The sequence below is a fragment of the Dolichospermum sp. UHCC 0259 genome (assembly GCF_009711935.1).
GTDB lineage: Bacteria > Cyanobacteriota > Cyanobacteriia > Cyanobacteriales > Nostocaceae > Dolichospermum.
The window spans coordinates 1-25,130 of sequence record NZ_VIKX01000125.1 but is presented as its reverse complement, the minus strand read 5'-3'; the positions used below and the strand labels follow the sequence as shown (position 1 = coordinate 25,130).

Genomic DNA, 25,130 nt, shown 5'->3' with positions numbered 1-25,130 from the left:
CGCTGGTTTTGGTCTTAGCACACTCAAGCAATTATTTAGAATGAAATAGCCCTGCCATGATGATAATAACAACTATCGGTAATCCCCAAACTTGGAAAAACAGAGGAATCCCTAAAATACACGCTAAAATAACCAGCACCAAAAAAAGAATATCAGCAATAAAATTTAAAGGTTGGGCGATATTTTCGGCAAATTGAGGCAGAAACTTTTGCAGCAACAGACCGATACTTATAGGCAAGAATTGTACCATGATCACCTGTCGGGCTACTTCTAAAATTGTCACTTTTTCTGCAAGATGCTGAAATAGGCTGAAAAAAATCCCCAAGGTAACGGGAGTAATTAAAACTGCTAGTATGGCGAGAGTTAATTGAAGACTGGCTGAGTACGAAAATCTACATCCAGCCATTTGCGCTCTTTTTGTGGTCAGAGGCGCACCTGGAGAAGCCGCTAACAAGGCTAATCCTGTCATTACTTCGGTTGGTAAGTTAAACAGTTTTAGCAGTAGAATAACCACTACAGGAACTAGCACCACAACGGCTAAAAGCGCACGGAATAGTAAAGCAGGTTTTCGCCATAGGGAAAGCATTTCTTCAAAACAGAGATTGCATCCTATGGCTAACATCAAAGAAAAAATCGTAATTTTAACGAAAATCAGCAATAAAGGATGGTGCATGGCTTTCAAATGATTGATCCTGGGTGATAAAAAATCACTAAAAAATTCCGAAATCGCACTGAGTCACGACAACAAATCGCCTATATATATGCTCAAATCCAAATGTGTTTAAATCCTCTACATTTGGGAGGATTCAACCATTTAAACAGTTTGCTGGTTAAGATATCTGGAAATAGGGGTGATAGTGGCCAAGCGATCGCTACAGATAAGACTGTACCAATTGAAGTCTTGGAAATTTAGGAGCTTCAACCCCTTGCTGTACCGTATTAAATTGTTGCACCAAATAATCTATAGGTTATTTGGTACATCGAGAATTGCGAAAAATATTGATGGACAGAATGCTTACACAGCAATGGTTATAGTCTTAGCGTAAGTTTCTGCACGGATGCTCATTTGACACCTTTCCCGTTAAGTCGTGAAACTCCCAATTAACAAGGGTTTTAGACTATAGCCTAATTCTCAACAAGCGACCTTTAATGAAAATAATCAACGAGAAAATAGGACTTTGGAGCGGGGGTTATACTGGGCGATAGCGAAGCGCTCCGTAGGAATCGCTCAATTAGAAAGATAACGGGAAAAGTCAGATAGTAATAAATTATTTTCAATAGTTTGTGCATCAATGGGTCCGAATTGATCCCGCCAGAACAGTCTCTCGACAATTGACTGGGTGTTTTGGTCTAACATTTTGCGTCGTTTGGATTCACCCATGTTGTATTTCTCCTAACAATATCTAGCTGTATCTGTTTAACTCAAAACTAAAAAACAATAGCTGTAAGCTTAAGTTTCTCAGCAATAAAATGATGGTTCCTGAGCTTGTCGAAGCACTGAACTTCTCACATTCCGCGTTTATCCTGTGAGCTACGCTATATGAACCTATATAGCGTAGCTGAAATCAGCAGCAAAACTAATGAGTATTTGAGTAAATACTCAATCTTTCTGAACTGGAATACCTATATATGCCTCTAAAGCTTTAATCACAATACTGGTAATGCTGCTGCCCTTGCCTTCCTCAACGGCTCGGATCTTGATTTTATTATGCAAGCTGACGGGAATTTCCGCATTGAGGCGCGTAGTTTCTTCTTTGCCAGCTTCCTCCATAGCCAAATTTTTTAGCTCATGTTCCCTGCGTGTTTTCTTGGCCTTAAGCACCATGAAGAACCTCCAACACTTCCTTTTTAATCGCATCAATTTCTTTAGCAGCATCACTACTGGGGTCATTAAATACAGTTAAACCTTCAGCGGCTGTAGTGGGATAAGCTACCCGTTGCGTAGTTCCTGCTTTTAGTACAGGTAGTTTATAATCTGCTAAGGCGTTACTAATTTCTGTACTGAGTTTGGTGTTTTTGATAGCACGACTGATAGCAAAAACAGCTTTTGGCTTACCGTCAGTAACTTCGTGGCGTGCGGCGATGATATCAACTAAGTCAGCACAAGCCCAAATATCATAGGGACTGGGTTGCACCGGAATAATAACTAGATCCGCAGCTTTAACAGCCGCCGCACTGAGTTTAGCAATTTGTGGCGCACCATCAATGACAATCAAATCATAGCCCTGAGAAATCGCTTGTAAATCCTTAGCTAATGTTTCCCTGTCCAGTCCCACCACCGGAATGATATTACCGCCATTAGCTTCATTCCAGTCTCTAGTGCTACCTTGGGGGTCAGAATCAACCAGTAAAACCTTCTTCCCGTCCCGTTGCAGTGCATGAGCCAGATTTGTGGCAATGGTCGTTTTTCCTGAACCGCCTTTTTGATTGAGGACGGCGATAACTGTTGTCATATAAGGACTCCAGTATATTTGAGTAAAACTTCATTTGAGTAAACACTCAAGTATTAATTCTATAACATATTTGAGTAAAACTTCATTTGAGTAAACACTCAAGCATTAATTCCATAACATATTTGAGTAAAACTTCATTTGAGTAAACACTCAAGCATTAATTCCATAACATATTTGAGTAAAACAGCTTATATCCAAACCTATGCTTATGAACAGTCAAGTTTCGGAGATGCTTCGTCATTTTGAGGAAGCCCACAAAGAAGACATCGAGGTAATCACCCAGGTTCTGGTGAGGATAACAACTCTGAGTCCTGAGCAAATTAAGCCATACCTTGATACGATGCTTAAGCGGTTAGTAAAAGCACAAGCGGAGCGTCCTTTGTATGAGACTGCTACTCCAAATCAATTGTCACAAGCTTTTCGGGAGTGGGCAGATAGTCACGATCTCAATACACCACTTTTATCCGACTATGCTGTCAGCCGCAAAAGTATGTACTCAGATGAGGAGTGAAGCTTGGCTTTTCTTGTAGACAGTCCCAACATAGCTTCCACTTCCTCTCTACTCAAAGTGCCTATTGTGCCACCACCAAGTAGATAAAACCCGCTTTGTGTCTGGATAAAAGCTAAAGTAACTTACTTCGTAAGGCATTTTAATTAACTAATAAATTGCAAGTAACTTAAAGCAAGCCACTTCTTCAAATGATTACCTTACTGTAAGGTAAATTATCTGCTATCTGTAACTTACTTAATTAATAATAGCTCGACACTGCTTGCCTTATTTAATCTGAGTAAGATACTAACTAGAGTTTATATATCTAAAGTAAGATAATTGATATTTTTAGTCAGTTACTTTAGTTTTATTAACTCAATACAGTAATTTACTAAAACCAAATAGCACGCTACCATTAAATTATAAGTAACTGACTTTAAGTTGTATGGCTCTTGCGCCTCTTTTATGGAGAAAACTAAAGACACTAAAATTAATGCAGACAAATTTAAAATTTAAAAAGCTGAAAACTCCATCACTGTAAAGCTTTGCAAACTTATAGGCATAAGTCAATAAGCATAAGATTATAATCATAATTATCAAATACAAAAGTTTTAGGGATAGTTATGAAATTTAGCGTAGATCAAATTCTCAATCTCCCAGAGATGAAAGTGTTAGATTTTCAAGAAATTGAAGGGGCAGGAGTAATTATAACAATAGAAAAAGCTGCCAACTATTCTACTTGTACAAACTGTGAAAAAACTACCTATAGCATACATCAAAATCATTGGCGGATGATTCATGATTTATCTTGGGGTGAAAAACCAATATTGTTAAAAATAAATCGCCGTCAATTCAAATGTAATAAATGTAAAAAGGTCTTTAGTGAACAGCTAAACTTTGTGGATAAAAGTAAAGGATATACTAAAAGATTAGCCATGAATATAGTTGAACAAGTATTAGACAGTAATATTCATAGTGTTGCCGAAAGAAATGACTTGAGCGATGAAGAAGTTGAATCAATGTTAAAATCACAAGTATCACAAATATTAAACATTAATTTAAGTCAGGTAAAAAGGTTAGGCATAGATGAAATTGCTTTGGTGAAAGGTCAAGGAAACTATTTAGCAGTATTAGTAGATTTAGATACTCGTAAACCAATTGAGTTGGTAAAGTCAAGAAGAATAGAGGAAATACGCGAAGTTATTGTCAAATGGGGATCTCAGGTACTTGAACAAATAGTTGAAGTGAGTATGGATCTCTGGTCACCTTATAAAAGTTTGGTACAGGAATTAATGCCAAATGCAAATATAACTGCTGATAGATTTCACGTAATGAAACAAGTAAATGATGAATTAGATGCTATGCGTAAATCTGAAAAGAAAGCCGCTATGGATTTAGATGATAAATCAGAGCGAGAGCGAATATTAGCAGGATTAAATAAAAGCAAATATAGCTTAATAAAAAATGAAGATTCCTTAAATGAACAACAAAAAGAAAGATTAAGTAATGTTGTAGAAGTTTCCCCCATTCTTGCAAAAATGCACGCCCTAAAAGAAGAATTTCGAGACATATTTGAATCTACTAAGTCTTGGAGCGAAAGCATAATGAAGTTATTAGATTGGATGCACGATGGAATGAAGTATTTCCCCAAAAGTATAGGAACAATGATTAGATGGTTTGGTGAAGTCGTAGGTTATTTTGATGGCAGAACTACCAGTGGTACTGTAGAAGGAATTAATAATAAACTCAAATTAATCAAAAGACTTGGATATGGATTTCGTAACTTTAGTAATTTTAGATTACGTAGTTTATTAAACTGGCACTTTAGTATTAATTCTCCATAAAAGGGACGCAAGAGCCAGTTGTATTTGTTAAAATGTAGTTAACTTTCACATACCCCCACTAGATAAAGCAGAGTACATGGCGACTAAAGACTGGTTGAACAATCACGCTAAAGTCACTGCCTACCTGGATTTTAGCCTCTACGCTAGTTTGGAAAAGTGGATGCAAAAACACAAAATCAAGAAAGCATCTCAAGCTCTGACTATTATACTTGAGCATTACCTTGAGGGTAATATCCCGATTGAAGTTATGCCAGAGAACCTCGAACAAGAGGTGAAGTGGCTGAAGGTCAAAACCACGGAAATAGATAGCCTAGAGGCAACTGTCGCTGAACAACAAAGCGAATTTAATGATGAAATAAACTCACTCAGAACAGAAATTGATGAACTACGGCAAGCCCTTATCAATGCGGGGTTATCATCTCTGAAAGAGAAGGTAGAAGATATTCCCAGAGGACAAATTAAGTTTTCGTATTCTGATGAAGATGTAAAACTTGGACTTACCAAGACTGATCTGTGTGAAAGAATAGATATTAACGGCAGTACAATTAATCAATGGGCAACGATGCTTAATCTTGACCCTGATGAGTACCTATTTGAGTTGACGGGCTGGAAGAAACCACCTAATAACCGTCGATACTTCCCAGTTAAGAATAATGAGTCTCACCAAAAATAATCAGCAAAAATCACCCAGAGCATTCTTAAAAACGCAGATGTCAATGAATCACTAAATATTCTCGCCAAAAGCAATCCCTAATGATGAAAGCAGATGGGATAAAGGGGATTGTAGTTTTCCCATTGACACTCTCAGGGCTAAAGCCACTGAGCTTTACGCTTACCGCGAACTCCTGTAAAACTTTCAAAGTAAAAGATATTTGTCTATATTTTTTACAACTATATGAGTCAGAGAAACTATAATTTCTATAGAAACTATAATTTCTATCAAACTGCTATTTAAGTTAAGGATTGTATGGCCGGAAAAACAATATCTGCTCATATTGATATAGAAACAGCCAACCGTGTTACCCATCTAGCCAAGATGGAACAACGGCGAACCTCCCAAATTGCCGGAATGGCTCTGAAGTTTTTTGTTGGTCTTCCTCCAGAAGCGCGTGCTGCTTTGTGGCAAATTGACGCACTTGCCTCTCCTGCTGATTTTGAAGAAATAACCAGAGAGATCACACGCACCCTGTTGCACGCTCAATATAAGGTGGCGAATCGGCAGATTATTTCTCATCTAAATGTGGATAATCTGGAGCAAATCAAAACTGAAGACGACATTCTTGAAGCCGCAGTTGCTTTAACTCGCTAACTTGCTTTGATAAATAACAAGATAACATTGTTGAGAGGTTATCCTGCTTTTTCGTTTGTAGAATTTATGCCAGAGAGAGCATAAATAAACGGAGTAATCTGTAGTTTATGTGAACCAAACCACCCTGAGCGTAGTCGAATGGGTAAACGTTATCTAGGTCATAACACCTTGGGATTCGCTAGTCCCATGCCATGTTGCTACTTATTAAACAATCCGCAAGGATAGTGTATTTAGCATAACAAGCTCAGATAACAAGGTTGAAGCAAACATTACCCTGAAAAGGTGAAATTTAAATGTCTAATTTTGTTCTAGTTCTGGATACCAACAAAAAACCACTTGCTCCAATCCATCCAGGAGATGCACGTTTTTTATTAAATCAACAAAAAGCTGCTGTATTTAGAAGATTTCCATTTACCATAATTTTGAAAGAACCTAAATCTGACGTTCCAACTCAACCGATTGAATTAAAAATAGATCCAGGGAGTAAAACTACAGGTTTTGCGTTAGTTCAAAATAATAAAGTCATCTGGGGTATGGAATTACAACACAGAGGTTTAGCTATTAAAGAAAGCCTAGAAACTCGAAAAGGAGTAAGGCGAGGAAGACGTTCTAGACATACTCGTTATCGTCAAGCTAGATTTCTTAACCGCACTAAACCTCAAGGTTGGTTAGCACCTTCTTTAAGCCATAGAGTTTTAACTATTAACACTTGGGTCAAAAGATTATGTAATTTTGCCCCAATAACTGACATAGTTCAAGAGCTTGCTAGGTTTGACCTACAGCAGCTAGAAAACCCGGAGATATCAGGCTTTGAGTATCAACGGGGAGAGTTACAAGGGTATGAAGTCCGTGAATATCTTTTGAATAAATGGAATAGAAAATGTGCATACTGTACTGCTGAAAATGTCCCTTTACAAGTTGAGCATATTAAACCAAAAGCCAAAGGAGGAACTAATAGAATTTCTAATTTGTGTCTAGCTTGTGAGAAATGCAATATCAAAAAAGGTACTCAAGATATTGAGAAGTTTTTAGTAAAAAAGCCTGAGTTGTTGAAGCAAATTTTATCCCAAGCCAAGCGTCCACTAAAAGATGCGTCTGCTGTAAATTCAACGAGATGGGCTTTATTTAATAAGTTAAAAGAAACTGGATTACCTATAACAACAGGTTCAGGAGGTTTAACTAAGTTTAATAGAACTCGTTTAGGATTGCCTAAAACTCATTGGATTGATGCTGCTTGTGTAGGGAAAGTTGAAACTCTCAAAATACTTACAACAAAAATTTTAACAGTAAAAAGCACGGGGCATAGTTGCAGAAGATTCTGTAGGATCAATAAATTTGGTTTTCCTTGCACCGAGCCTAAAAAAATATTCACTCATGTTTCTACAGGAGATTTTGTTAAGGTTACTTTGCACAAAGATCGTAAAAACATAACTTCTGGAAGGTATGTAAGTCGTGTTAAAACTCCCACAAAAAACGGATGTGAGATTGTTATCAATGGTTTTAGAGTTGAATTTTCAACAATGAAAGATATTACTAAGGTTCATTGTAGTGACGGATATAGCTACGTTTGACTACGGAAAACTACAATTTTATGAGATTAAATGCAGAGACGGAATTTGTCCAGCCCGTATCCACTCCATCATCAAGTAAGGATGAGCGATATGGAAAGCATGAGCAGGGGAAAAATGGATAGCGTGCCGTCTAGGTACAATAATATTTGTATCTTTAGATATAAAATCTTCAAAATTAGCTGTTACTAGCACTGTTGCTCGACCTGCCAAAGCAGTTTCAAGAACGTGAGCGTCTTCGCTGTCTTGTAATGCAATAATGCCAGTACCACCCAAGGATAATTGAGGACCCCCACCGGCTGGACCAAGCTGGGCATATCCTCCAATAACACTAATGTATAAGTCAATAGCTGACTGGGGAATGCTCAAATCCCTTTGCAACGCTAGGCGTAGACGGTTTAACATTCCCCAAGATATAACAAGTTGCACTTGTCCCAGGCTACAAACACCCTGTTTGGCAATTTCCACAAGAGATTGAGTTGCTGTGCCTTGCCTGTCTAATCGGTCAGCAAGCAGAGCAGAATACCAAATATTGAGGTCGAGGCACAGATGAATGATGCTGGTTGTCTTTTCTTGAGTCATTATTTATTTAATGGGGTAATCTCTGCATTATGCTGGAAAAATTGTGCTGAGGTAATTATGATTACAGGAAAATTAGAAGTAACAATCAAAATTAGTGAGTTGCCAGAAGCCAAGACCATAGAAAACGGGTGGCAACAGTTCGAGATTGATTGCGATGGTCGGATTATTAGCGTCACAGTCAAGCCAAAAGTTTGGAAGAAACTGACTGATGCCCAAGCTAACTATCCTCAATGGGTAGGAGCGATTGCTGGCAAGTTGGGAGAAGCCACCGATAACGGTTTTGTCCTGTTAGAGCCTAATATCCAGACTTTTGAGAAAAAACCAAAAACACCAGCCGCAGATGCGGCTACTGCTACTTGAGCAACAGTTATACTACAGGTAGATAATCACAGCTTGCATAAACAGATGTAGCAACATTAAAAGTTAAAAATCAAACTAATGTTAGGTTGCATGAGTGCAAAAGTTCTGTATGATCTTGCTAATACTTAAATGAAGCGAGTAAGGGAAGTAAGGGAGGTGAAGATATAAGTGAAGAGATAACATCGCCAAAAATGCCAAAAGGACAAAACGATACTAACTAGTACACGCTTTGTCCTTCCATACAAATGGCATATTGTGACTTTGCTCAATCAGAGCGGGTAAATTTCAAAGAAACCGAAGAAGTGGTGTTAAGTTTGGCCGCTTGCCCCACCAATTGGCTTTCTTGAGATTAAATTGTGCTGCTCTCCCAACAGGGGAAAGCTGTTCTCCTATATTATATTGATTGCTGCGACATTTCAAACCTTCCGACTGGAATATTTTGGAAAATAAATAATCTGACTGAGGATTTACCCACCAAGATTACTGTTTGAAACAGGATATAAAGTGTAGAAAGTGGCGTGTAGTAAGAGTTTTAGCAATTTTTCCTCCACCCCTAACCCAAATTTTCAAACAACCTGTGTAAGTCCCAAGATTCTTTATTTCTCGCCAAAAATAAGCCAACCCAGAAAGAAGCAGCAGCAAATCTCATAAATATGTAAGAGCAACACGATTACCCCCTCTGATACTCAGTAAACCAAGTATCAAGAGGTATCTACAGTGTTAACAGAACAACAAATTTTCATCTCCACACCAGAAATTGACCAAGCTCATAGGGACGAATGGTTAGAAAGTGCCATTGACCCAGAAATCATTGCCCTCAACCTCAGATCGCTTTCGGGAACCACACCCTATGAATATCTGCTCTACAGCCTCAACATCTCCCGCCGCAACGACGGACGCTTACGGGATGGGGACTTAAAGAAATACCGCCATATCGAACATGGAGGTTGGTGGTGTAACGGCGTTGACCCCCTGAACAACTACCAGCCAATGCCATGGGGGTGCTTTAAACCCGACCAGCCCCGGCGTGACCATCAAAAGATTCATAAGAAAATTAAATACGAGCATCCCTACAAAGAAGCGACTAGGGCATTCTTCCTATACGTCACCGATGAAATATGGGCAAAAATCTCAGACCGATGCGGCATACCCATTACAGAAGAAGATAGACAGCACCCTGGTGGCTTCTGGCACTGGGTTTGGCTACACAACGTCCCAGTAACTATTGTGGAAGGTGTCAAAAAAGCAGCAGCATTATTAACTGCTGGGTATGCGGCAATTGCCCTACCGGGAGTCAACGGTGGCTACCGCACCCCCAAAGATGAAGATGGTAACACCCTTGGTAAGCCCCACCTAATTCCCGATATCCAACACTTTGCCGCGATGGGCAGACAAGTAAATATTTGTTTCGACAATGACAGCAAAGCAGAAACTCGCCAACGGGTAAGAACTGCTATTAACCGCATGGGTAGCTTACTTATTGGTGCAGGCTGTGAAGTTAGGGTAATAGATTTACCCCAAGATGATGGGGCGCAGGGGCGCAGAGGCGCAGGGGCGCAGGGGCGCAAGCAGTCGGCCAAGCAGGAATTTCTGACGCTGAACGGGGGAACCCAGAAGGAGAGGAGCAAGGGAATAGGAGGAGAAGAATTTTTATCTTCAAATCAGCAAACCTCGATTACATCAGTTTCTCCCCTAACTCAACAAAACTCTATATCGACAGATTCTGATTTAACCCAACAAACTTCTATTACATCAGCTTCTGATTCAAATCAACAAAACTCCATACCAACAGTTTCTCATTCAACTCAACAAAGCTGTATATCAATAGATTCTGATTTAAATCAACAAAACTCCATACCAATAGATTTTGCTTCAAACCAGCAGATATCTATTACATCAGCTTATGCTTCAAACAAACAAATCTTGATCCCAACAACCCCCTCTTCAAATCCAAAGCGGCTTCCCTCACCTCAGACCCTCAGCCTGAAAGGAGTTGATGATTATATTGCTGCCAAAGGTGAAGACGCATTCCACGTCCTGTACAACACAGCCGAAGTGCTAGAGATGTGGCAGATCCGGCTGTCTACTCTGCTCACCTATCCTCCAGCGCTCTCACTTAACCAAAGATTTTTGGGAGAAATTCTCATTCCCGCCAGTGAAAAACTCATCATCCTCAAAGCCCCCAAAGGCACAGGTAAAACCGAATCGCTCACCCTAGAAGTCGCCAAGGCACACGAAAGAGGGCAGAGGGTACTGGTCATCACCCACCGCATTCAATTAGGTGAAGCCCTGTGCAATCGTTTTGGCGTTAACTACGTCACAGAAATTCACGATTCAGAAACAGGGGACTTACTCGGTTACGGAGTATGTATTGACTCCCTACATGGCAATAGCCAAGCCAAATTTAATCCCAACGACTGGTCTAATGATATCGTCATCATCGACGAAGCCGACCAAGTATTTTGGCATTTGTTAAATTCCGACACTGAAGTAGCTAAACGCCGTGTTGCTGTCCTTGACAATCTGAAAAAATTAGTTCAAAACGTCCTCAGCAGTCCCCAGGGGAAAATCTATCTCTCTTCTGCGGATATTAGTGATGCGGATATCAATTATATTCTCTCCTTAGCTGGAGGAATTCATGTTAAACCGTTTGTAATTGTTAATGACTACCAGCTTGAATCTGGCAACTGCTACAACTACCAAGGTAACGACCCCAGAAATTTAATTGCGGCACTAGATATGGCTATTGCTCAAGGTGGGCATCATCTGTTGTGCTGTTCTGCCCAGAAGATGACATCAAAATGGGGAACACAGGCTTTAGAAAAACGCTACCAGAGCAAATTCCCGCACTTACGCATTTTGCGAATTGATGGAGAAACAGTGAAAGACCCCAATCATCCTGCTTATGGGTGTATTGCTCACCTCAACGAAATTCTCACGGAATATGATTTAGTGATCACCTCACCTAGCCTAGAAACTGGGGTATCTATTGATATTAAGTCCCATTTCTCAGCAGTTTGGGGGATTTTCCAGGGGGTACAGCCGGTGAATTCGGTGCGGCAGATGCTGGCACGACTGCGAGAAACGGTTGACCGCCATATCTGGGTGCGAGAATGGGGTCTAGAAGTAATTGGCAATGGTTCTACCTCGATGGGGGTACTTTTAGCCAGTCAACACGCAATGACGCGGGCGAATATTGCTCTGTTGTCGGCAGCAGATAATACTGATTACAGCTATATAGATGAAAATTTCCAGCCTGAATCTCTCCAAAGTTGGGCGAGACGGGCTTGTGTGATTAATGCCCAAATGAAGTGTTACCGTAATGCTGTGTTACAGGGTTTGGCAGATGATGGCTATACAGTCCTTGATGCTTCTGAGTTAGTATCTTTAGCGGCACGTCATAAACAAGAATTAGCGGCTGATGGCTGTACAATTCTTGACGATTCTGAGTTGAATTCTGTGGCAAATAAGCAGATGTTGAACTCAGTTGCAAATGAGCAGGTATTGAACTCGGTTGCAAATGAGCAGATAGTGAATGAAGTAAAAACTGCTGTTAATGAATTACAAACGACTGAGTGTGAAGAAGTTGCTTCAGCTCAGACACTTACCAAAGCGGAATTCGATAAGTTACAAGAGAAAAGATCTAAGACTAAGAGTGAACGTCAACAGGAACGTAAGGCCAAGTTAGCCGAACGTTATGGGGTGGACGTGACACCGGAACTGGTGGGTAAGGATGATGCTGGTTGGTATCCACAGTTGCGGCTGCATTATTATTTAAGCCTGGGGCGTGAGTTTTTGGTAGTCCGTGATGCTAAGAGGGCTAAAGCCCAGGTGGAGAAGGATAATAATGCGATTTGGAAGCCGGATTTCAACCGAGGGCAGATACTACCTGCGGTGATGTTATTGGAAGAATTGAATATTTCGCAGTTGTTTAATGCTGATGTGGAGTTTCGCAGTTCTAACCCAGAGTTGCAGAAATTGCGCTTGCTGGCTGTGGAACATAAGCAGGTGATTAAGAATTACCTGGGGATTTCTATTTCTGAGAAAGATAGTGCGATCGCTATCTGCCAGAAGTTCCTGAAAAAGTTGGGGATGAAGCTGTCTTATCTGGGCAGGTTTGGGACAAGGGGACACCGGGAACGGGTTTACAAGTTTGTTCCACCCCAAGATGAACGGGAAACTATTTTCTCAGGGTGGCTACAACGGGATGAAGCCACGAGTGCGTCCACCAAGGAAAATATATCTGTTGGTGTCCACCCGCAATAATAAGAGATTAATAAATCAATCATGGACACCTGAATCATCGACACCTGGACACAAACTCATAGAACGCCAAATATAAATTGGGGTGACAGTGGCAGGTACGTATTAATCATTGAAACCCACATTGTTTGCAGTTTCTTGCACCTACTTGTCAATTTGGTAGTCTGTCAAAAACTGGATTAGCAGTTTGTTGACTTCAACTGGGCGCTCTTGCTGAATCCAGTGACCAGCCCCCGGTAGCAGTACCTTCTGCCTTAAGTTGGGTACATTCTGCTCTAAAATGTCAAACGCTTCACGGTACATCGTAATTACTGCATCTGCATCTCCTGCCACAAACAGTGTCGGCTGGTGAAGCTTTGCCCCGCAGAGGAATGGTGTTAGTTCCCAGATTCTGTCTATATTTCGATACCAGTTCAACCCTCCCCGGAAACCAGTGCGCTCAAACTCAGAGGTAAAAAAGTCGATATCCTGCTCTGTTAACCAATCAGGAAGCTTATCTGGTACGGAACTTATATCGAATGACTTCTCCGACTTGTTGTACAGGAAACGCCAACGCTTGGAAGGTGGTGGATCTCCCGAAGCAGTGTAGAGAATTGTTCGGATGGTTGTGCGAACATCAGACTCTAGTTCCGCTTCAGCCTTGCCTGGTTCTTGGAAGTATAGCTGATAGAACTCCTGCTCACCTGCCATCAGCTTCATTGCTTCTGTTGGTCGGATGTCTTCCCAGGTACGGGGGCGATAAGGCACACTGAGCAAGGTGATAGCGCGGAACATATCTGGACGGAGTAGGGCGCAATACCATGCCACGACAGCACCCCAATCGTGTCCGACTATAAATGCTTGTTCTTCGCCTAAAGCATTAACCAGACCAACGATATCGCCCACCAGTTGAAAAATATCGTAAGCCTCAATTGCTTCTGGTCGGTCAGTTTGTCCGTAGCCACGTTGGTCGGGTGCTACTGCGTGAAATCCCGCTTCAGCTAATGCAGATAACTGATGTCGCCAAGAGTACCAACATTCCGGGAAGCCGTGACATAAAATAACTAGTTGACCCTGCCCCTGTTCGGCAATGTGCATCTTGATCCCGTTGGTTTCGATAAAACGGTGAGTTACCGAAGTCATGTTTCCTCAATTTGTTTTTTAGGGTTAATTAACAGCTTTGCTAAAAGCTAACAATTACTAACAATTGTCTATAAAAGCATAGTTTTTAGCAAATCCATAACCATAAGCCGCAGCTAAATCAAATATGGTAGGTGTAGGTTCAGCATTAGCAAGCAAATTTTTCGGTCTATCTAAACTAGCTAAAAACAAATTGTTAAACTTCATCCAAGTTGAGAACTGGAGTTTTTCAAAAGGGAACAGGGAACAGGGAACAGGGAACAGGGAAGAGTATAAGATTTGGGATTTGGGAATAAAACCCAATTCTGAAAAAACTAAGGGTTTCAAAATAGACGTGGTTTATCTCTGTTCCCTGTTCCCTCTCTCAACGAGTGAATTTAATTTTGTCCGACTACTTATTGATTTTGATAGCGACTATTTGCGGTCAGTCCCCAACTTTTTTTCCACCCGCTCCAACTTAGTATTAGTCCAACCAGTCCTTTCCCAAATCTCCGATAAATAACTATTAATCTCAGGAGACATCCTCATGGGAATAAATTGATTAACTATCACAAAAAAAGCTAAAGTAAAAAAAGTAGTACCAAACATTACCACATAACTTTGAGCCTGATAATCAGAGGGAAAAACCTCCTTCTCTATTGTTTTGGTTCTGAGTGGAGACTTCTCTAACTCCTGAATAGCCGTAGTCAACTTCTTCGTATGATTGACCAATTCCGTCCACCTTCCCTTCAAATCTGATATCTCGCTCTTTAACCCTTTCAACTCTAAACTTTCTAACGTCGGCGAGGAGGAGGGCGTATTCTGAAACTGCGACAGCAAGAGAGTTAATTCCTGCCTCAAATCGGCATTGCTCCGCTCGTACTCGTGCCAAGAGACTCCCTGATTCTTCAATTCCTTCGTCAACAACTCGATAGTCGCCATAGCTTGACTCAGGAGTTGATTCTGGATTAAATTCGTTTGCGCCCATGCTTGTAACTCCGCTCTATCTTTGTAGTTTTTCNATACAGTAAACCCAGCTTGAAACTGTTCATGAAACGGTAAATAGTTTTGCTCAAAATAAATAGTATCTTCTAGCGCGGAAATTTTCCTGCACTTGTGACGTAATTCAATTTCTAACCGTTTTAAATTGTCTTTACATTCCTGCAAAGCTACTTTATATTCTGCCAGTTTTAACCTACGCTCTAAGTCGCTAGAAGCCTTATCTTGAGAGGCTTTCATGACTTCCAACGGTTCGAGAACTTTGACAGATGTAACTGCTACATCTGTATCAAGTTCTAGGATTTTAAGACTATCTTCCCAATCTTTAATAATTGATTTTTGCTTTGCGATATCGGCTTCTAATTGACTTTCTTCGGCTCTTAACTGTTCCAAAGATGATTGCAATGTAGGCTGTGGCTTAACTTTAGTGGCGACCATTATAAAAGTAATCCTTTTAGTAATTTTTAAACAGGTGAAAAAGTGAAAATTCACTTTTATTTACTATAGCATACAAATGTATTATGTACGTAGTGTATAATAAAAAAATAAGGCTTCTGTGAAAGAAACAGAAACCATTGCACAAAAAACTATGAAATTTAATCTTCCATTATGTTAACACAATCCAAGAAAGCTAAACAAGTTAAGAAAGCCCCAAAACTGAGTTACTCCGAACGCAGGAAACTAGCACCGATGGCAATTCCTTCGACCTTTCGGAACGGCGTTCCAATGGATTATCGTTTACGATTTTTTAACCTCGCAAATAACTACCCAATTGTTGCAAAAAGACAGTTTTTATTTGACGCTTTGCATGAGATTGACAAAATTTATCGGCGTGGTATTACTTGCAGACGGAACTTAACCGATTTGGTTTATTGGTATGGACAATTAAATTTTGATTTGGAAGTTGAGTTTTCATTGCTGGACTAAATGAATTAGTCCAGAGTAGGAAGTTTAAAACCGTGTTACACCCTCTCAGACCGTCTGGGAGGGTTTTTAATTTAACTAAAACCCTTCAGGATAGATATCTTCAATTACGCAACCTTTCATGAGCTTATAGGTTTTTGGAAAATCTCTTTCTAAATCATTTTGCCCTGGTATTCCTAACAGACGGAATACTTCACCAACAAAAGCAATATCTTTTGGGGAATCATTCAGCTTCTCACGCATAGCCTCAATAATGACTACGATATCTTCCATAGACCCGTTTGCAATTACTTGGGGTGTTGGGACGGTTTCAACGGTTGCGATGGATTGAACTGGTTGAACTGGTTGAACTGTTGGGACGGGTTGAACGGTTGGCTCTACATTTTGCTTTTTGAAGTTATACAAGTCGGTCAAGTTCCCATCAATCAATTCTTCTTTGTCCACCCTGAATTTTGAATCGTGTCCATCATAGCTATAAGCAGATGATAGCTCCACATACATCCGTGAAGGTAGGGAGCTTCTATCTCGCTTGCCAGTTTCAGGATTTTTTCTAAGCTCTGATTGCTTATATAAATCAGGAAAGTCTGCTTTTAATTTCTTCTCAAACTCACCTTGCTTTACCGCTTTAGTGCCAAAAACAATACAATGCTCTTGATACGCACTGTATAGTTTAATTGAACTAATCCAATTTGTAGCACTAGGCACTAAAGCATAATTGGCAAAATGCAGAACTGAACTATTAGACAGTCTAAACTCTTGCTTGGCCTCCCGAACACTTTCTAAGTTTTCACTATTTTTCAAAACATCAATTCTTTTCTCTGAGGACATAGACAACGCCCAAGAGATAATCAAGCTCATCTCTTGTTCCAATTTATCTTTTAAGCCTAAATCTTTGTCTGAATCTTTAATTTTGCCTTTGGTTGTCAACGGTATAATCCGTCTCAATAGTCCAGATTCAAAATTACCTACATGAATGGGCTTTACTGAACAAACTAACATCCTAATATTTCTCTTTTCAGAAGAACTAGCATTTGAGTACAAAGGTGTAAAGTCAATTGGTTCGTTGACAACTAAACTGTTGATCCAACCGCTTCTATCCTGGAAGCCTTCCAAGTCATAGAACATTAGCAAAGACTTTCCAGATAGCGATTGATACCTTCTTTGTGGTGTAGCTAAATCTTGAAAGCTTTGCATAGATGCTATTGCATCACGGTTAAAAAGATTTTCAATTATGGATGCCATTACACCCTTACCACTTCCTGAATCTCCTATGAGATTAAAGAAATACTGATAAGGCGTAGTGGGGTCAATGTACATTCCCAACATAGCTTGAATCATTTCAAGCTTTTCTAAACCGTAAGAAACCTCTACAAATTTTAAAAAATTTGGTGGGGCTTCTGTAATATTTGGAATGTAATCATGGTTGATTCTGCTAGTAAGATAATACTTCTTAGAATGTTCTAAGATTTGGTTGGTTTTAAAATCCATCGTACAGTTTTTGAAGCATCTTAGGTTTAAATTCTCAGGAGGCTCTTGAAACAAATTAGCATGAGAAAATGCAATAGATGATCTAACTTTGGCATCTGTGGAGTAACTAAAGTGAATCTGGCCTTTTAGCGTAATTGAGTAACATTTTCTAAGAGCTTGCGATACATCTTTTGCAACAGCAGCATCCTTATATTTTTCGTAATAACCCTCACCACTGTATTTGGAAAATGTCCCCGCGATATTTATTACATCGCCTTTTCCTTCTTCAAACAAATCAATTAAGATAGTTTCTTCAGGAGTGGAAACAACACGCCATTTTTCTTTTTTGCTATTTTGATTTAAAACCTTTTGCCTACAACCATCATCGCCACCCTTATAGTGAATAGCAGGTAAGCAAGATGAACGCTCAATGCTTTTTAAAATCCGATCAACTTTATCAGAATCATAGCCAAAGGAATTACCTGCTAAAGCGATAAAATCCTCAGCATTTTCTGTTAGCAGTTCAGGTAAATTCTTTTTTAACCAATTCTCCCAACCGAAAACATCTCTAGCGATGCTAGTTAATAACTTTGATTTGTCGTCATTTTCGCCAAATTCACCCTCAATAACTTTTAAATTATTCTTGCTTATCAGCTTTTCAAAAGTGACTTGGGTTATTTTTAGTTTGTCGAAGTTTTTTTCTTTCGAGATATCAGAAGGATCTAAAGGTTCAGACTCTATTGCTTCTAAATCTTCTAGCAGATTTTCGGTTTCTGCCATAATTTCTATCAACGGATTTGAGCAAATATTATTGCTAGAAGATTTTTTAGACATCGGAAATATCCCCACACTTTCAAGATTTTCGATTACAGGCAATTGATAATTTTCAGGAAGATGTAAACAGGAGTAAACACCACCAACTCCCACTGTGGGACTGAGTACGGTGAATTGCCCAACTCCTAAAACTTCGCCAACGTGCTGACCGTCTGGACTTAATTTAAACCGGGTAAAATTCTTTTCAGAGGATAACCTAACCCCAATTCGATAACCGCTGCCTTGAGTCTTTTCAAGCCATGCTTTTTGTAGAATTGGGTATTCTTCCAGTAAGTTATTAAAAGCCGTATCACACGTTTCTACACTGTCAAAACGCTTGCTGTCTATATCAATCCAGGTAATTTCTTTATTGCCTAGAGTACCTATGCCAGTATTCAAATTAACAAACCATTTTTTGATATCTTCCTTTGTAGGCAATGCGTTTTGATATCTAGAATGTTTTACTTTGTGGGGTATATCATTTTCATCAAGAAATGAAGGTATTTTTCCGGTAAATTCGGGCTGAGGCGTTTTACCGTCGTTCTCGTATACGATGTTACCTTTGTTATCTCTTTTAGGGTATTTGTGGGGATCTTGTCTTGGTGCAACGGGTAATACTGGCAGTTTTAAAGCTCTTAAAGCTTGGAAGGTTTTGCCCCTGGCTTCGATAAATGCCTGAGTTAAACCGTTTGTAACGTCGGTTTCTGGTTCAGAATTAGAACCGGAACTAGAACCAGAATTAGAAGCCGAATTATGAGAAGATTGTGATAAAGGGTTGTAATTTTCTGTAATTTCGTGTACTATGGAATTATCGGACAACATAAATTTAAATCCTGTAGATGATTTAGTTGCCCAACCTTTAAAAAACCGTGCTAATCTTGAAATAACAATTTTGAGTCTGTGAGCGCGGTAACATGAACTGGTTTTAAATCGGTTGGGCGTTTGCAGATTTTTTTTTGTCTCATTGGAAAATCTGGAAAACAACGTAAACAAACTAAAAAAAACATCGCGCCTTATTTTTTCGGTAAATCCCACTAAGAACGTATCGAAAAAATCCTCTCTATCTCACGATACCATAAGCAAAGCCTATTTGCCAGTTATCCGTAGGTTATATTTTAAAATTATTTGAAAGTGCATACCCAGTAAGGGTTTCAGAATTAAGTAGACAGTTGACACATTAAAAATAGCTTGCTATTCGAGTTTATAAAAACTTATCAATGGCAAGCTATTTTTTTTTCTAACTAAACTCCAGATAATACTCATCTGGTAATTTTTCTTGGTGTCTATACAACACTGCATGAGGTTCACCGTCTGGAGTTACAAGCCAAATACCGTTTACTGGTGGTGCTACCCAACGCTTGTTAAGTAGTGGGTTCAACTTTGATGTTAAGAACCATTCACCCCAACGACGGGTAAAATCTTCTTTAACTTCCCTCCAAAAGATTTTTGAATTAGGGTAACGACACTCCACACCTGTTAATTGTGAGTGTGAAGACCATCTAGATTTTAAGTTGTTTGTCTGCCCAACATATAAGCATTGTTTAGCAGTAAATAATACGTAAACACCGGGTTTTTTAGGTAGTTTACCTTTGTCCTCTATATCCAATTGGTTATAGCTGTCTAAGTCAGAAAACAAGTATTCAAGAGTGTTATTCTGATCCATCTTTTTGCACCCAATTTTCTATTAATTGCCTAGCTTTTTCACTCATTGGTACATCTTCTTTAGCGCATTTAACCTTAAAAGCGTTTTTGGTTTCAGGAGATAAGAAGACTTTTATAAATTTAGTATTTGTCTGTTCTGTCATGGTGCATATTGTGTATTTATTCCAATTATCCCACATTGACAGAAAAGAGTATATTGTCCACTTGACTAACCTGTACCACGTGTACTATACTCGATTTTATAACGGATGTCTATAGGCAACCGTTACACCCACAAAAACACCTCAAAACCTTACAGGATAAGCAAACCGAAGAAACAATCAATCAAACCTACCGAAAATTAACCCGATTGCCTACCGTTTAAATCCGTTTACCTGCCGATTATCTACTGCTTAATTTCCGATATCACCATGAAACCCAGAAACAACGCTAAATCTACCGACCATGACCTATTTTGCGACTTCCCGATTACCAAAGGAAAATTAGCCCAAGAATTAGGAATAGCTAGATCAACTATCGGGGTGTGGTCACAAATAGCACTTTACAGAATAGCTGCTTTTAGAGAAGCTTACCCCAAAGATTCAGAAGGGAATCCAGACATAGAAAGCCCGTTAAGTCCTTACCAATCCTGGGTTTTAGTCCGAGTTGGTAGACTGATGGATCAATTAGCCAGTGCTAACCGAGTACGTCAAGCAATCAGTAAAAATCCTAATTATTTCAGTATCTATACGTACCGTAAAGCGCAAGAAAACCTTACCCAATTATCTGCATAACTCCTATGGCAACTACCACAAGACGGAAAACCACCAAAACAACTGACATTATGTCTCAAACCTTTGAAACCGTTGCTATATCTGATGTTTGCACTCAAAACAAACTATCAGAACAGACATTCAGACTGGCTTTAATGGAGTTTCAGCCCAATGATTTTGACTCTGTGAAAGCTATTCCCGTAACTGTTGCCGAACAGGTTTTAGCCACAATTACAGCCACAAGTAAGGCATTACCAGCAACAGAACAGCCGCAACTAGAACCAACTGCAACACCTGAAAACCCTACCCCACAAGAGTTACAGCCAGCCCCACCATTAGCCACAGAACAGCCACAGAAACCACAAAATTCTTCTATAGCCACATCTACTCCTAAAGCAATTTCTTCTCCTGCCACCGGGGCAAATATTCCCACCGCGTTAACTGAGTTTATCGCTAAAGCACAGGATGATATTGAACTTTTCGATCTGGTTAATGTTTACCGCAATGAGCAAATTCTGACTAATTCTGAAAGTCGTGATTCTGAATTGGTTTTGAAGCTACGCGAACAGCGGCTTGAGAACCGTTCTATGGTATTCGACCAACTCCGTGACCTGAACTCCAGACAACCCGTAGCCCAAGAGTTGCCAGAACTTCCACAATCCCTATCTGATGAGATAAAAGCCCTTTCAGATGAGTTGGGAAAGCAATTAAACCGCGCCGCATAAGAATTAACCCTCTAGCATTGCTTGACGCGATAAACGCCACCCTAGAGGGCATTACGGGACTATTTAACCCTATTGAGGACTATGACGATGATTAGACTATTTGACGGCTTTAACAACTTTCTAGCACACAGTATAAATTTTATACTGCAAGGAGAATTTGCAAATGTTTATTAAGTCGCTTACACACTTGTTAATTGCTTCATTGTTCGCCATTAGTGGCATTTTATTTACGGAAATTACAGCCAACACAGTAGGGTATACATTGTTACCGTTGGATATGGGACTACAGAAGCAAGCCGAAATAACTCAAGAGGACGTAGCGCGATGACCACCGAACAACTGAACCAACTAACCAACATCGAAAGCCAACTAATTAGCCTGTTGGCTTCTCTCCCTAAAAATGAAATTGCCCGCAGTCTTTCCACTGCTAAAAGGTCTCTACACACCGTCATCTGCCAAGTCTTAGAACAATAAAAAATGGGATAACTGCAAATTATCCCACGATGGTTAATGTCTTGTAATTTTGTTTACCCATATATTTTATGCCAACTAGAACCCAGAAAACCAAATTAGAAACCGCGCAAGACAATTTGAGAGAAGCAGCTAATGTTCCTGAAGCTACCCCAATTGACCCCACTCCCATTGCTTCTAAAACTGTTCATCAAGCCGCAACTTTTGAACCATCCCAGTATGTAGCTGGTAATCTTTTCGCTGATACTTCTACACTTCCTAGAACCACTAGAATAGATGCTGATAAAGCTATTCAAAGTATTTCAGAGAAGCGCGAAACATTAAGGTTAGTTGGTGCAAATCTTCAACTCAATACTGATGTTTATAAAACTGGCAGTTTGTCAGAGAAGATGAACCAAGCTAACATTACTTACCAGTCCGACGGTATCAATACTCAAGCCAAAATGGTAGGGTTTGAAGTTGCTAATGTAAACCTCCAAATAGCAGGAAGTAAGTTAGGACAAACTCAAGAAAAACTAAATCATCAAAACATCGAGTTAGCTGGTTTACAGAGCGAAACGCCCCTCCGTCAACTATATTGGCAAGCTAAACTATCCTTGATTGAATCAAGAATTAGTCAAGTAGAATTGGCAAAATTTACACTTGATTCCAAAATCGGAGCTATTGAATCAGAAGCCGAAAGCATAGAGTAATCTTAGGAGAATTAAAATGTTTAATTTGAAAGCACAATCAGAAGCCTTAGCAAATCGCAAAGCAGCATCGAAACATCAAAAACAATTCAATCAAGGGATTGATTTATATTTCAATAATTGTAATTGTCCGCTAGAAGATTCAGCCATTACGGACGGTTGGTTATGCGCTCAAAAGATGAGAGAAGTCAAAAATCAGGCACTTGCGGCTAGTCGTCAAAAGTTCAACGTAATGTAATTTGTCATAGGGTAATTAATTTTACCCTTTATTTATTTCTTAGGAGTAGTTATGAATTTTCAAATGTTACGTAATTCGTTTATAGTTGGCAGTTTAGGCGTATCGTTTACTGGTTTTATTGCCTTATTTTCCCCTTATAGTCAATTCTCCCAATTCCTTATCTCATCTGGTTTAGGCAGTTTAGCAGCTTCTAATTTGGCTATAGAATCATCACAAAAGATTAGTAACAGGAAGAGGTCAAAACTGTTAGCAGAGATTGACAGTTTAAGAGGTGAAACTAACAGCTTTGCGGGGATGTTATCAGACAAACATCAGGAGTTATCCAGACTTGCTGATGATAGGAATAATCTCGCAGATCAGAACTTAGATTTAATAGACAGTCTAGAAACATTGAGAAGCGACCTAAAAGCCACTAAGCAGTTGTTGAATGAAAGCAAAGATATTAATTTTAATAGCGCCGTTGACACACTTCGAGAATCTTTAAAAGAGGTACAATCTCAAGTTAATAATTTGATACCAATGTTAATTAAAAAGTTTGATGTAGACATCACCGAACTGCTTAACCAGTTCAATCAAGATTGCGCTTCATTATCAAAGCAAATTGGGGTAATTTCTGATAATTCTAAATTGTCTAATGAAGACTTAATAGCCTGTTGCATAGCCATACAGCATGACATTTTGAATAAAGGTATTAGTTTAAAAGCAAAGCTGTATAAGTCCGCAGTAGACAAACTACAAAAGCAGCTTAATAATGTTATCCCACTGGATGAACATAACCAAAAACTAGAACAGGTTAAAACGTATTACCTCAACAATATCAAGGCTATTCAGGAGGAATTTGGGAGCATTGCTGATAATTGCATTACTGCATATAAACAAGACTTTCAGGAAGTAGTCAACGACGGACTAACGCAGTCTCAAGAGTTAGAAACCTTGCAAAATCAGATACTCTCTCTTAATGGAAAGTTACAAGACTTATCCAAGCCGTTGCAGTTTGTAGGAACTTCTGAGAGTGCTAGAGTAGGAAATTCAATTATTAACTACTATTCGACAAAGTTAGGAATAACACTTGATGCTATTGACTTCTCTAGCACTTCAGAAGGTTATAAACTGTTATTCCATCTATCAAGAAACAGTAGGTTTATTCCTTGTGATCAATTGAATGATGGTAACAACCCAGACAAAATCAAAGAACTGTCAGGAAGTTTGAATAGTCCTAAATTCTCCCAATCCGAGCGCGGTAATTATGTCAGCTTAGAAATTGAACTGCGTAAGGTAGAGAAGAAACAAGCCACGATTGAAGACATACGACGGTTAATAGAACCTTCTACAAAGTTCGGTGAAATTGTTACCAGATATCACCAAAACAAGCCAACTCTTAGGGTAATGTCCGCCACCGGGAGCGGTAAAGGTATCGCGGTTAAAAACTTGTTACAGCATTACATAAACCATTGGGAGAATTGGGAACTGTGGCTATCTGACCCTCAACATGGTTCATTTGAGGACTACTGGAATTGTCCAAAAATAGCTAAAAGTCCTACAGAAGCTAGTCGAGTTTTAGAACAATTCATAGAGGAATTTAATGATAGAAAGAACAATGAATCATTTAATCCAGATATCCCAGTAATGGGTATTTTTGATGAGACGGATAAAACTTTCGACAAGAAACAAAAAGCAGGAATTAGCCAAATATGGACAGAGATACGCCACAGAAAAATGAAGATGATCCTTATAGGTCAAAGTGCTGAATGTGGCAAACAGGGCTGGCAGTGGGATGAGTTACAGAATATGAGTTTAATGTTCTTAGGTGGTGCAATCGGCACGGCAATTAAACACGCTGATGACATGGGATGGTCGCAAGACATGAAAACTAAAATCCCTAGTATCTATGCAAAAGTTTCTGAGTTTTTTAACCAACAAAATGCAGATATACCAGTTAAAAACCATTACCGCTTGGCTTTATTAGTTGACGGAATGAAATACGATTTTGTGGAAATTCCTCCGGCTTTAGATGGAGAATTGACTAATAATAAATCTTGGTTAGTTTCAAGCCCTTGGCAGTCAAAAGCTATCAAGGAAGGGCAAAATATAGCTTGTGTCCATTGTGGTAGTCTGGATGTTAAGAAAAATGGTAAATCAGGGGATAAGCAGCGATATTCTTGTAATTCTTGCAGTAAATCATTTAGTGTTTAGGAGTGTATAAAATGTCAATTTCCGTTTTTAATTTGTTAATTTCCGTCTGGTATAGTCCAGTGATTTACCTTAATCTTGAGTTATCTATCCCTAGCCATAGCATCAAGAAACAAGTTAAAATTGCGCTAGGATACCCAGCTTTTAGCGTTAGAGAAAAATACTGGAAAGTCTGGAACGAAGGAGCAAAAACAGTTACAGAAGATGACGACATACCATTTTAATTAACAGTT

Annotated in this window: 25 protein-coding genes and 1 pseudogene; 16 read left to right on the top strand and 10 right to left on the bottom strand. The window is 39.4% G+C overall.

Going from position 1 to position 25,130, the window contains the following annotated elements; genetic code table 11:
* Positions 1 to 31: 31 nt before the first annotated feature.
* From FJR05_RS10215 to parA, 4 genes are all read right to left on the bottom strand, one after another.
* Entirely contained in the window at positions 32 to 673 is a 642-nt protein-coding gene (locus FJR05_RS10215) for a bile acid:sodium symporter (RefSeq protein WP_254446896.1), read from the bottom strand.
* Between the two features lie 555 nt (positions 674 to 1,228).
* Entirely contained in the window at positions 1,229 to 1,381 is a 153-nt protein-coding gene (locus FJR05_RS10210) for a hypothetical protein (protein WP_168643998.1), read from the bottom strand.
* Between the two features lie 219 nt (positions 1,382 to 1,600).
* Positions 1,601 to 1,825: a hypothetical protein gene (locus FJR05_RS10205; RefSeq protein WP_168643997.1), complete on the bottom strand. Its 225-nt coding sequence runs from the start codon at positions 1,823 to 1,825 to the stop codon at positions 1,601 to 1,603.
* Positions 1,815 to 2,453: a ParA family partition ATPase gene (gene parA / locus FJR05_RS10200; protein ID WP_168643996.1), complete on the bottom strand. Its 639-nt coding sequence runs from the start codon at positions 2,451 to 2,453 to the stop codon at positions 1,815 to 1,817. The genes FJR05_RS10205 and parA overlap by 11 nt, the downstream gene beginning before the upstream one ends.
* Before the next feature lie 208 nt (positions 2,454 to 2,661).
* Between parA and FJR05_RS10195 the strand changes: the two genes are divergently transcribed.
* From FJR05_RS10195 to iscB, 5 genes are all read left to right on the top strand, one after another.
* Entirely contained in the window at positions 2,662 to 2,964 is a 303-nt protein-coding gene (locus FJR05_RS10195) for a hypothetical protein (RefSeq protein ID WP_217385567.1), read from the top strand.
* A 602-nt stretch (positions 2,965 to 3,566) separates the two neighbouring features.
* Positions 3,567 to 4,787, top strand: coding sequence for an ISL3 family transposase (locus FJR05_RS10190; RefSeq protein ID WP_168643994.1), 1,221 nt, complete (start codon positions 3,567 to 3,569; stop codon positions 4,785 to 4,787).
* A 76-nt stretch (positions 4,788 to 4,863) separates the two neighbouring features.
* Entirely contained in the window at positions 4,864 to 5,460 is a 597-nt protein-coding gene (locus FJR05_RS10185) for a hypothetical protein (RefSeq protein WP_168643993.1), read from the top strand.
* Between the two features lie 294 nt (positions 5,461 to 5,754).
* Positions 5,755 to 6,096 (top strand): hypothetical protein, encoded by a 342-nt coding sequence (locus FJR05_RS10180; protein WP_168643992.1) that lies wholly within the window; start codon positions 5,755 to 5,757, stop codon positions 6,094 to 6,096.
* A gap of 293 nt (positions 6,097 to 6,389) precedes the next feature.
* Complete coding sequence (iscB, locus tag FJR05_RS10175; RefSeq protein WP_168643991.1) at positions 6,390 to 7,667, top strand: RNA-guided endonuclease IscB; 1,278 nt, start codon at positions 6,390 to 6,392, stop codon at positions 7,665 to 7,667.
* 18 nt (positions 7,668 to 7,685) lie between these two features.
* Here the strand turns inward: iscB and FJR05_RS10170 are convergent, their stop codons facing one another.
* Positions 7,686 to 8,246, bottom strand: coding sequence for a PIN domain-containing protein (locus FJR05_RS10170; RefSeq protein WP_168643990.1), 561 nt, complete (start codon positions 8,244 to 8,246; stop codon positions 7,686 to 7,688).
* Positions 8,247 to 8,303: 57 nt separating this feature from the next.
* On the opposite strand from FJR05_RS10170, the gene FJR05_RS10165 reads away from it, so the two are divergent.
* Both FJR05_RS10165 and FJR05_RS27265 read left to right on the top strand, forming a co-directional pair.
* Positions 8,304 to 8,606, top strand: a complete 303-nt coding sequence (locus FJR05_RS10165) for a fertility inhibition FinO-like protein (RefSeq protein ID WP_168643989.1) — start codon at positions 8,304 to 8,306, stop codon at positions 8,604 to 8,606.
* A 717-nt stretch (positions 8,607 to 9,323) separates the two neighbouring features.
* Positions 9,324 to 12,872 (top strand): plasmid replication protein, CyRepA1 family, encoded by a 3,549-nt coding sequence (locus tag FJR05_RS27265; protein WP_371416871.1) that lies wholly within the window; start codon positions 9,324 to 9,326, stop codon positions 12,870 to 12,872.
* 141 nt (positions 12,873 to 13,013) lie between these two features.
* On the opposite strand, the gene FJR05_RS10150 is transcribed toward FJR05_RS27265, so the two are convergent.
* Together FJR05_RS10150 and FJR05_RS10145 are read right to left on the bottom strand one after the other, a co-directional pair.
* The gene (locus FJR05_RS10150; protein WP_168643988.1) at positions 13,014 to 13,991 is read right to left on the bottom strand and encodes an alpha/beta fold hydrolase; all 978 of its coding nucleotides are present in this window, start codon (positions 13,989 to 13,991) and stop codon (positions 13,014 to 13,016) included.
* A gap of 66 nt (positions 13,992 to 14,057) precedes the next feature.
* A pseudogene (locus tag FJR05_RS10145) lies at positions 14,058 to 14,186 on the bottom strand (type II toxin-antitoxin system death-on-curing family toxin); the annotation flags it as partial.
* 1,389 nt (positions 14,187 to 15,575) lie between these two features.
* On the opposite strand from FJR05_RS10145, the gene FJR05_RS10135 reads away from it, so the two are divergent.
* A complete protein-coding gene (locus FJR05_RS10135) occupies positions 15,576 to 15,893 on the top strand; it encodes a hypothetical protein (protein ID WP_168643986.1) in 318 nt (105 codons plus the stop codon).
* 75 nt (positions 15,894 to 15,968) lie between these two features.
* On the opposite strand, the gene FJR05_RS10130 is transcribed toward FJR05_RS10135, so the two are convergent.
* From FJR05_RS10130 to FJR05_RS10120, 3 genes are all read right to left on the bottom strand, one after another.
* Positions 15,969 to 18,992 carry a primase-like DNA-binding domain-containing protein gene (locus tag FJR05_RS10130; protein WP_168643985.1) on the bottom strand — a complete coding sequence of 1,008 codons (3,024 nt, stop codon included), beginning with the start codon at positions 18,990 to 18,992 and terminating at the stop codon, positions 15,969 to 15,971.
* Between the two features lie 415 nt (positions 18,993 to 19,407).
* Positions 19,408 to 19,833, bottom strand: a complete 426-nt coding sequence (locus FJR05_RS10125; RefSeq protein ID WP_168643984.1) for a GIY-YIG nuclease family protein — start codon at positions 19,831 to 19,833, stop codon at positions 19,408 to 19,410.
* Positions 19,820 to 19,975 (bottom strand): hypothetical protein, encoded by a 156-nt coding sequence (locus FJR05_RS10120; RefSeq protein ID WP_168643983.1) that lies wholly within the window; start codon positions 19,973 to 19,975, stop codon positions 19,820 to 19,822. The genes FJR05_RS10125 and FJR05_RS10120 overlap by 14 nt, the downstream gene beginning before the upstream one ends.
* Before the next feature lie 267 nt (positions 19,976 to 20,242).
* Between FJR05_RS10120 and FJR05_RS10115 the strand changes: the two genes are divergently transcribed.
* The 8 genes from FJR05_RS10115 (at position 20,243) to FJR05_RS10080 (ending at position 25,121) form a co-directional block, all read left to right on the top strand.
* A complete protein-coding gene (locus FJR05_RS10115) occupies positions 20,243 to 20,605 on the top strand; it encodes a hypothetical protein (protein ID WP_174783653.1) in 363 nt (120 codons plus the stop codon).
* 5 nt (positions 20,606 to 20,610) lie between these two features.
* Positions 20,611 to 21,309: a hypothetical protein gene (locus FJR05_RS10110; RefSeq protein WP_168643982.1), complete on the top strand. Its 699-nt coding sequence runs from the start codon at positions 20,611 to 20,613 to the stop codon at positions 21,307 to 21,309.
* Between the two features lie 163 nt (positions 21,310 to 21,472).
* A complete protein-coding gene (locus FJR05_RS10105; protein WP_168643981.1) occupies positions 21,473 to 21,637 on the top strand; it encodes a hypothetical protein in 165 nt (54 codons plus the stop codon).
* Positions 21,634 to 21,783, top strand: coding sequence for a hypothetical protein (locus FJR05_RS10100; RefSeq protein WP_168643980.1), 150 nt, complete (start codon positions 21,634 to 21,636; stop codon positions 21,781 to 21,783). Before FJR05_RS10105 ends, FJR05_RS10100 begins: the two co-directional genes overlap by 4 nt.
* Positions 21,784 to 21,851: 68 nt before the next feature.
* Entirely contained in the window at positions 21,852 to 22,472 is a 621-nt protein-coding gene (locus FJR05_RS10095; RefSeq protein WP_168643979.1) for a hypothetical protein, read from the top strand.
* 16 nt (positions 22,473 to 22,488) lie between these two features.
* Entirely contained in the window at positions 22,489 to 22,707 is a 219-nt protein-coding gene (locus FJR05_RS10090; RefSeq protein WP_168643978.1) for a hypothetical protein, read from the top strand.
* A gap of 51 nt (positions 22,708 to 22,758) precedes the next feature.
* Complete coding sequence (locus tag FJR05_RS27940) at positions 22,759 to 24,900, top strand: hypothetical protein (RefSeq protein WP_168643977.1); 2,142 nt, start codon at positions 22,759 to 22,761, stop codon at positions 24,898 to 24,900.
* Between the two features lie 11 nt (positions 24,901 to 24,911).
* Positions 24,912 to 25,121, top strand: coding sequence for a hypothetical protein (locus FJR05_RS10080; protein ID WP_168643976.1), 210 nt, complete (start codon positions 24,912 to 24,914; stop codon positions 25,119 to 25,121).
* Positions 25,122 to 25,130: the final 9 nt, after the last annotated feature.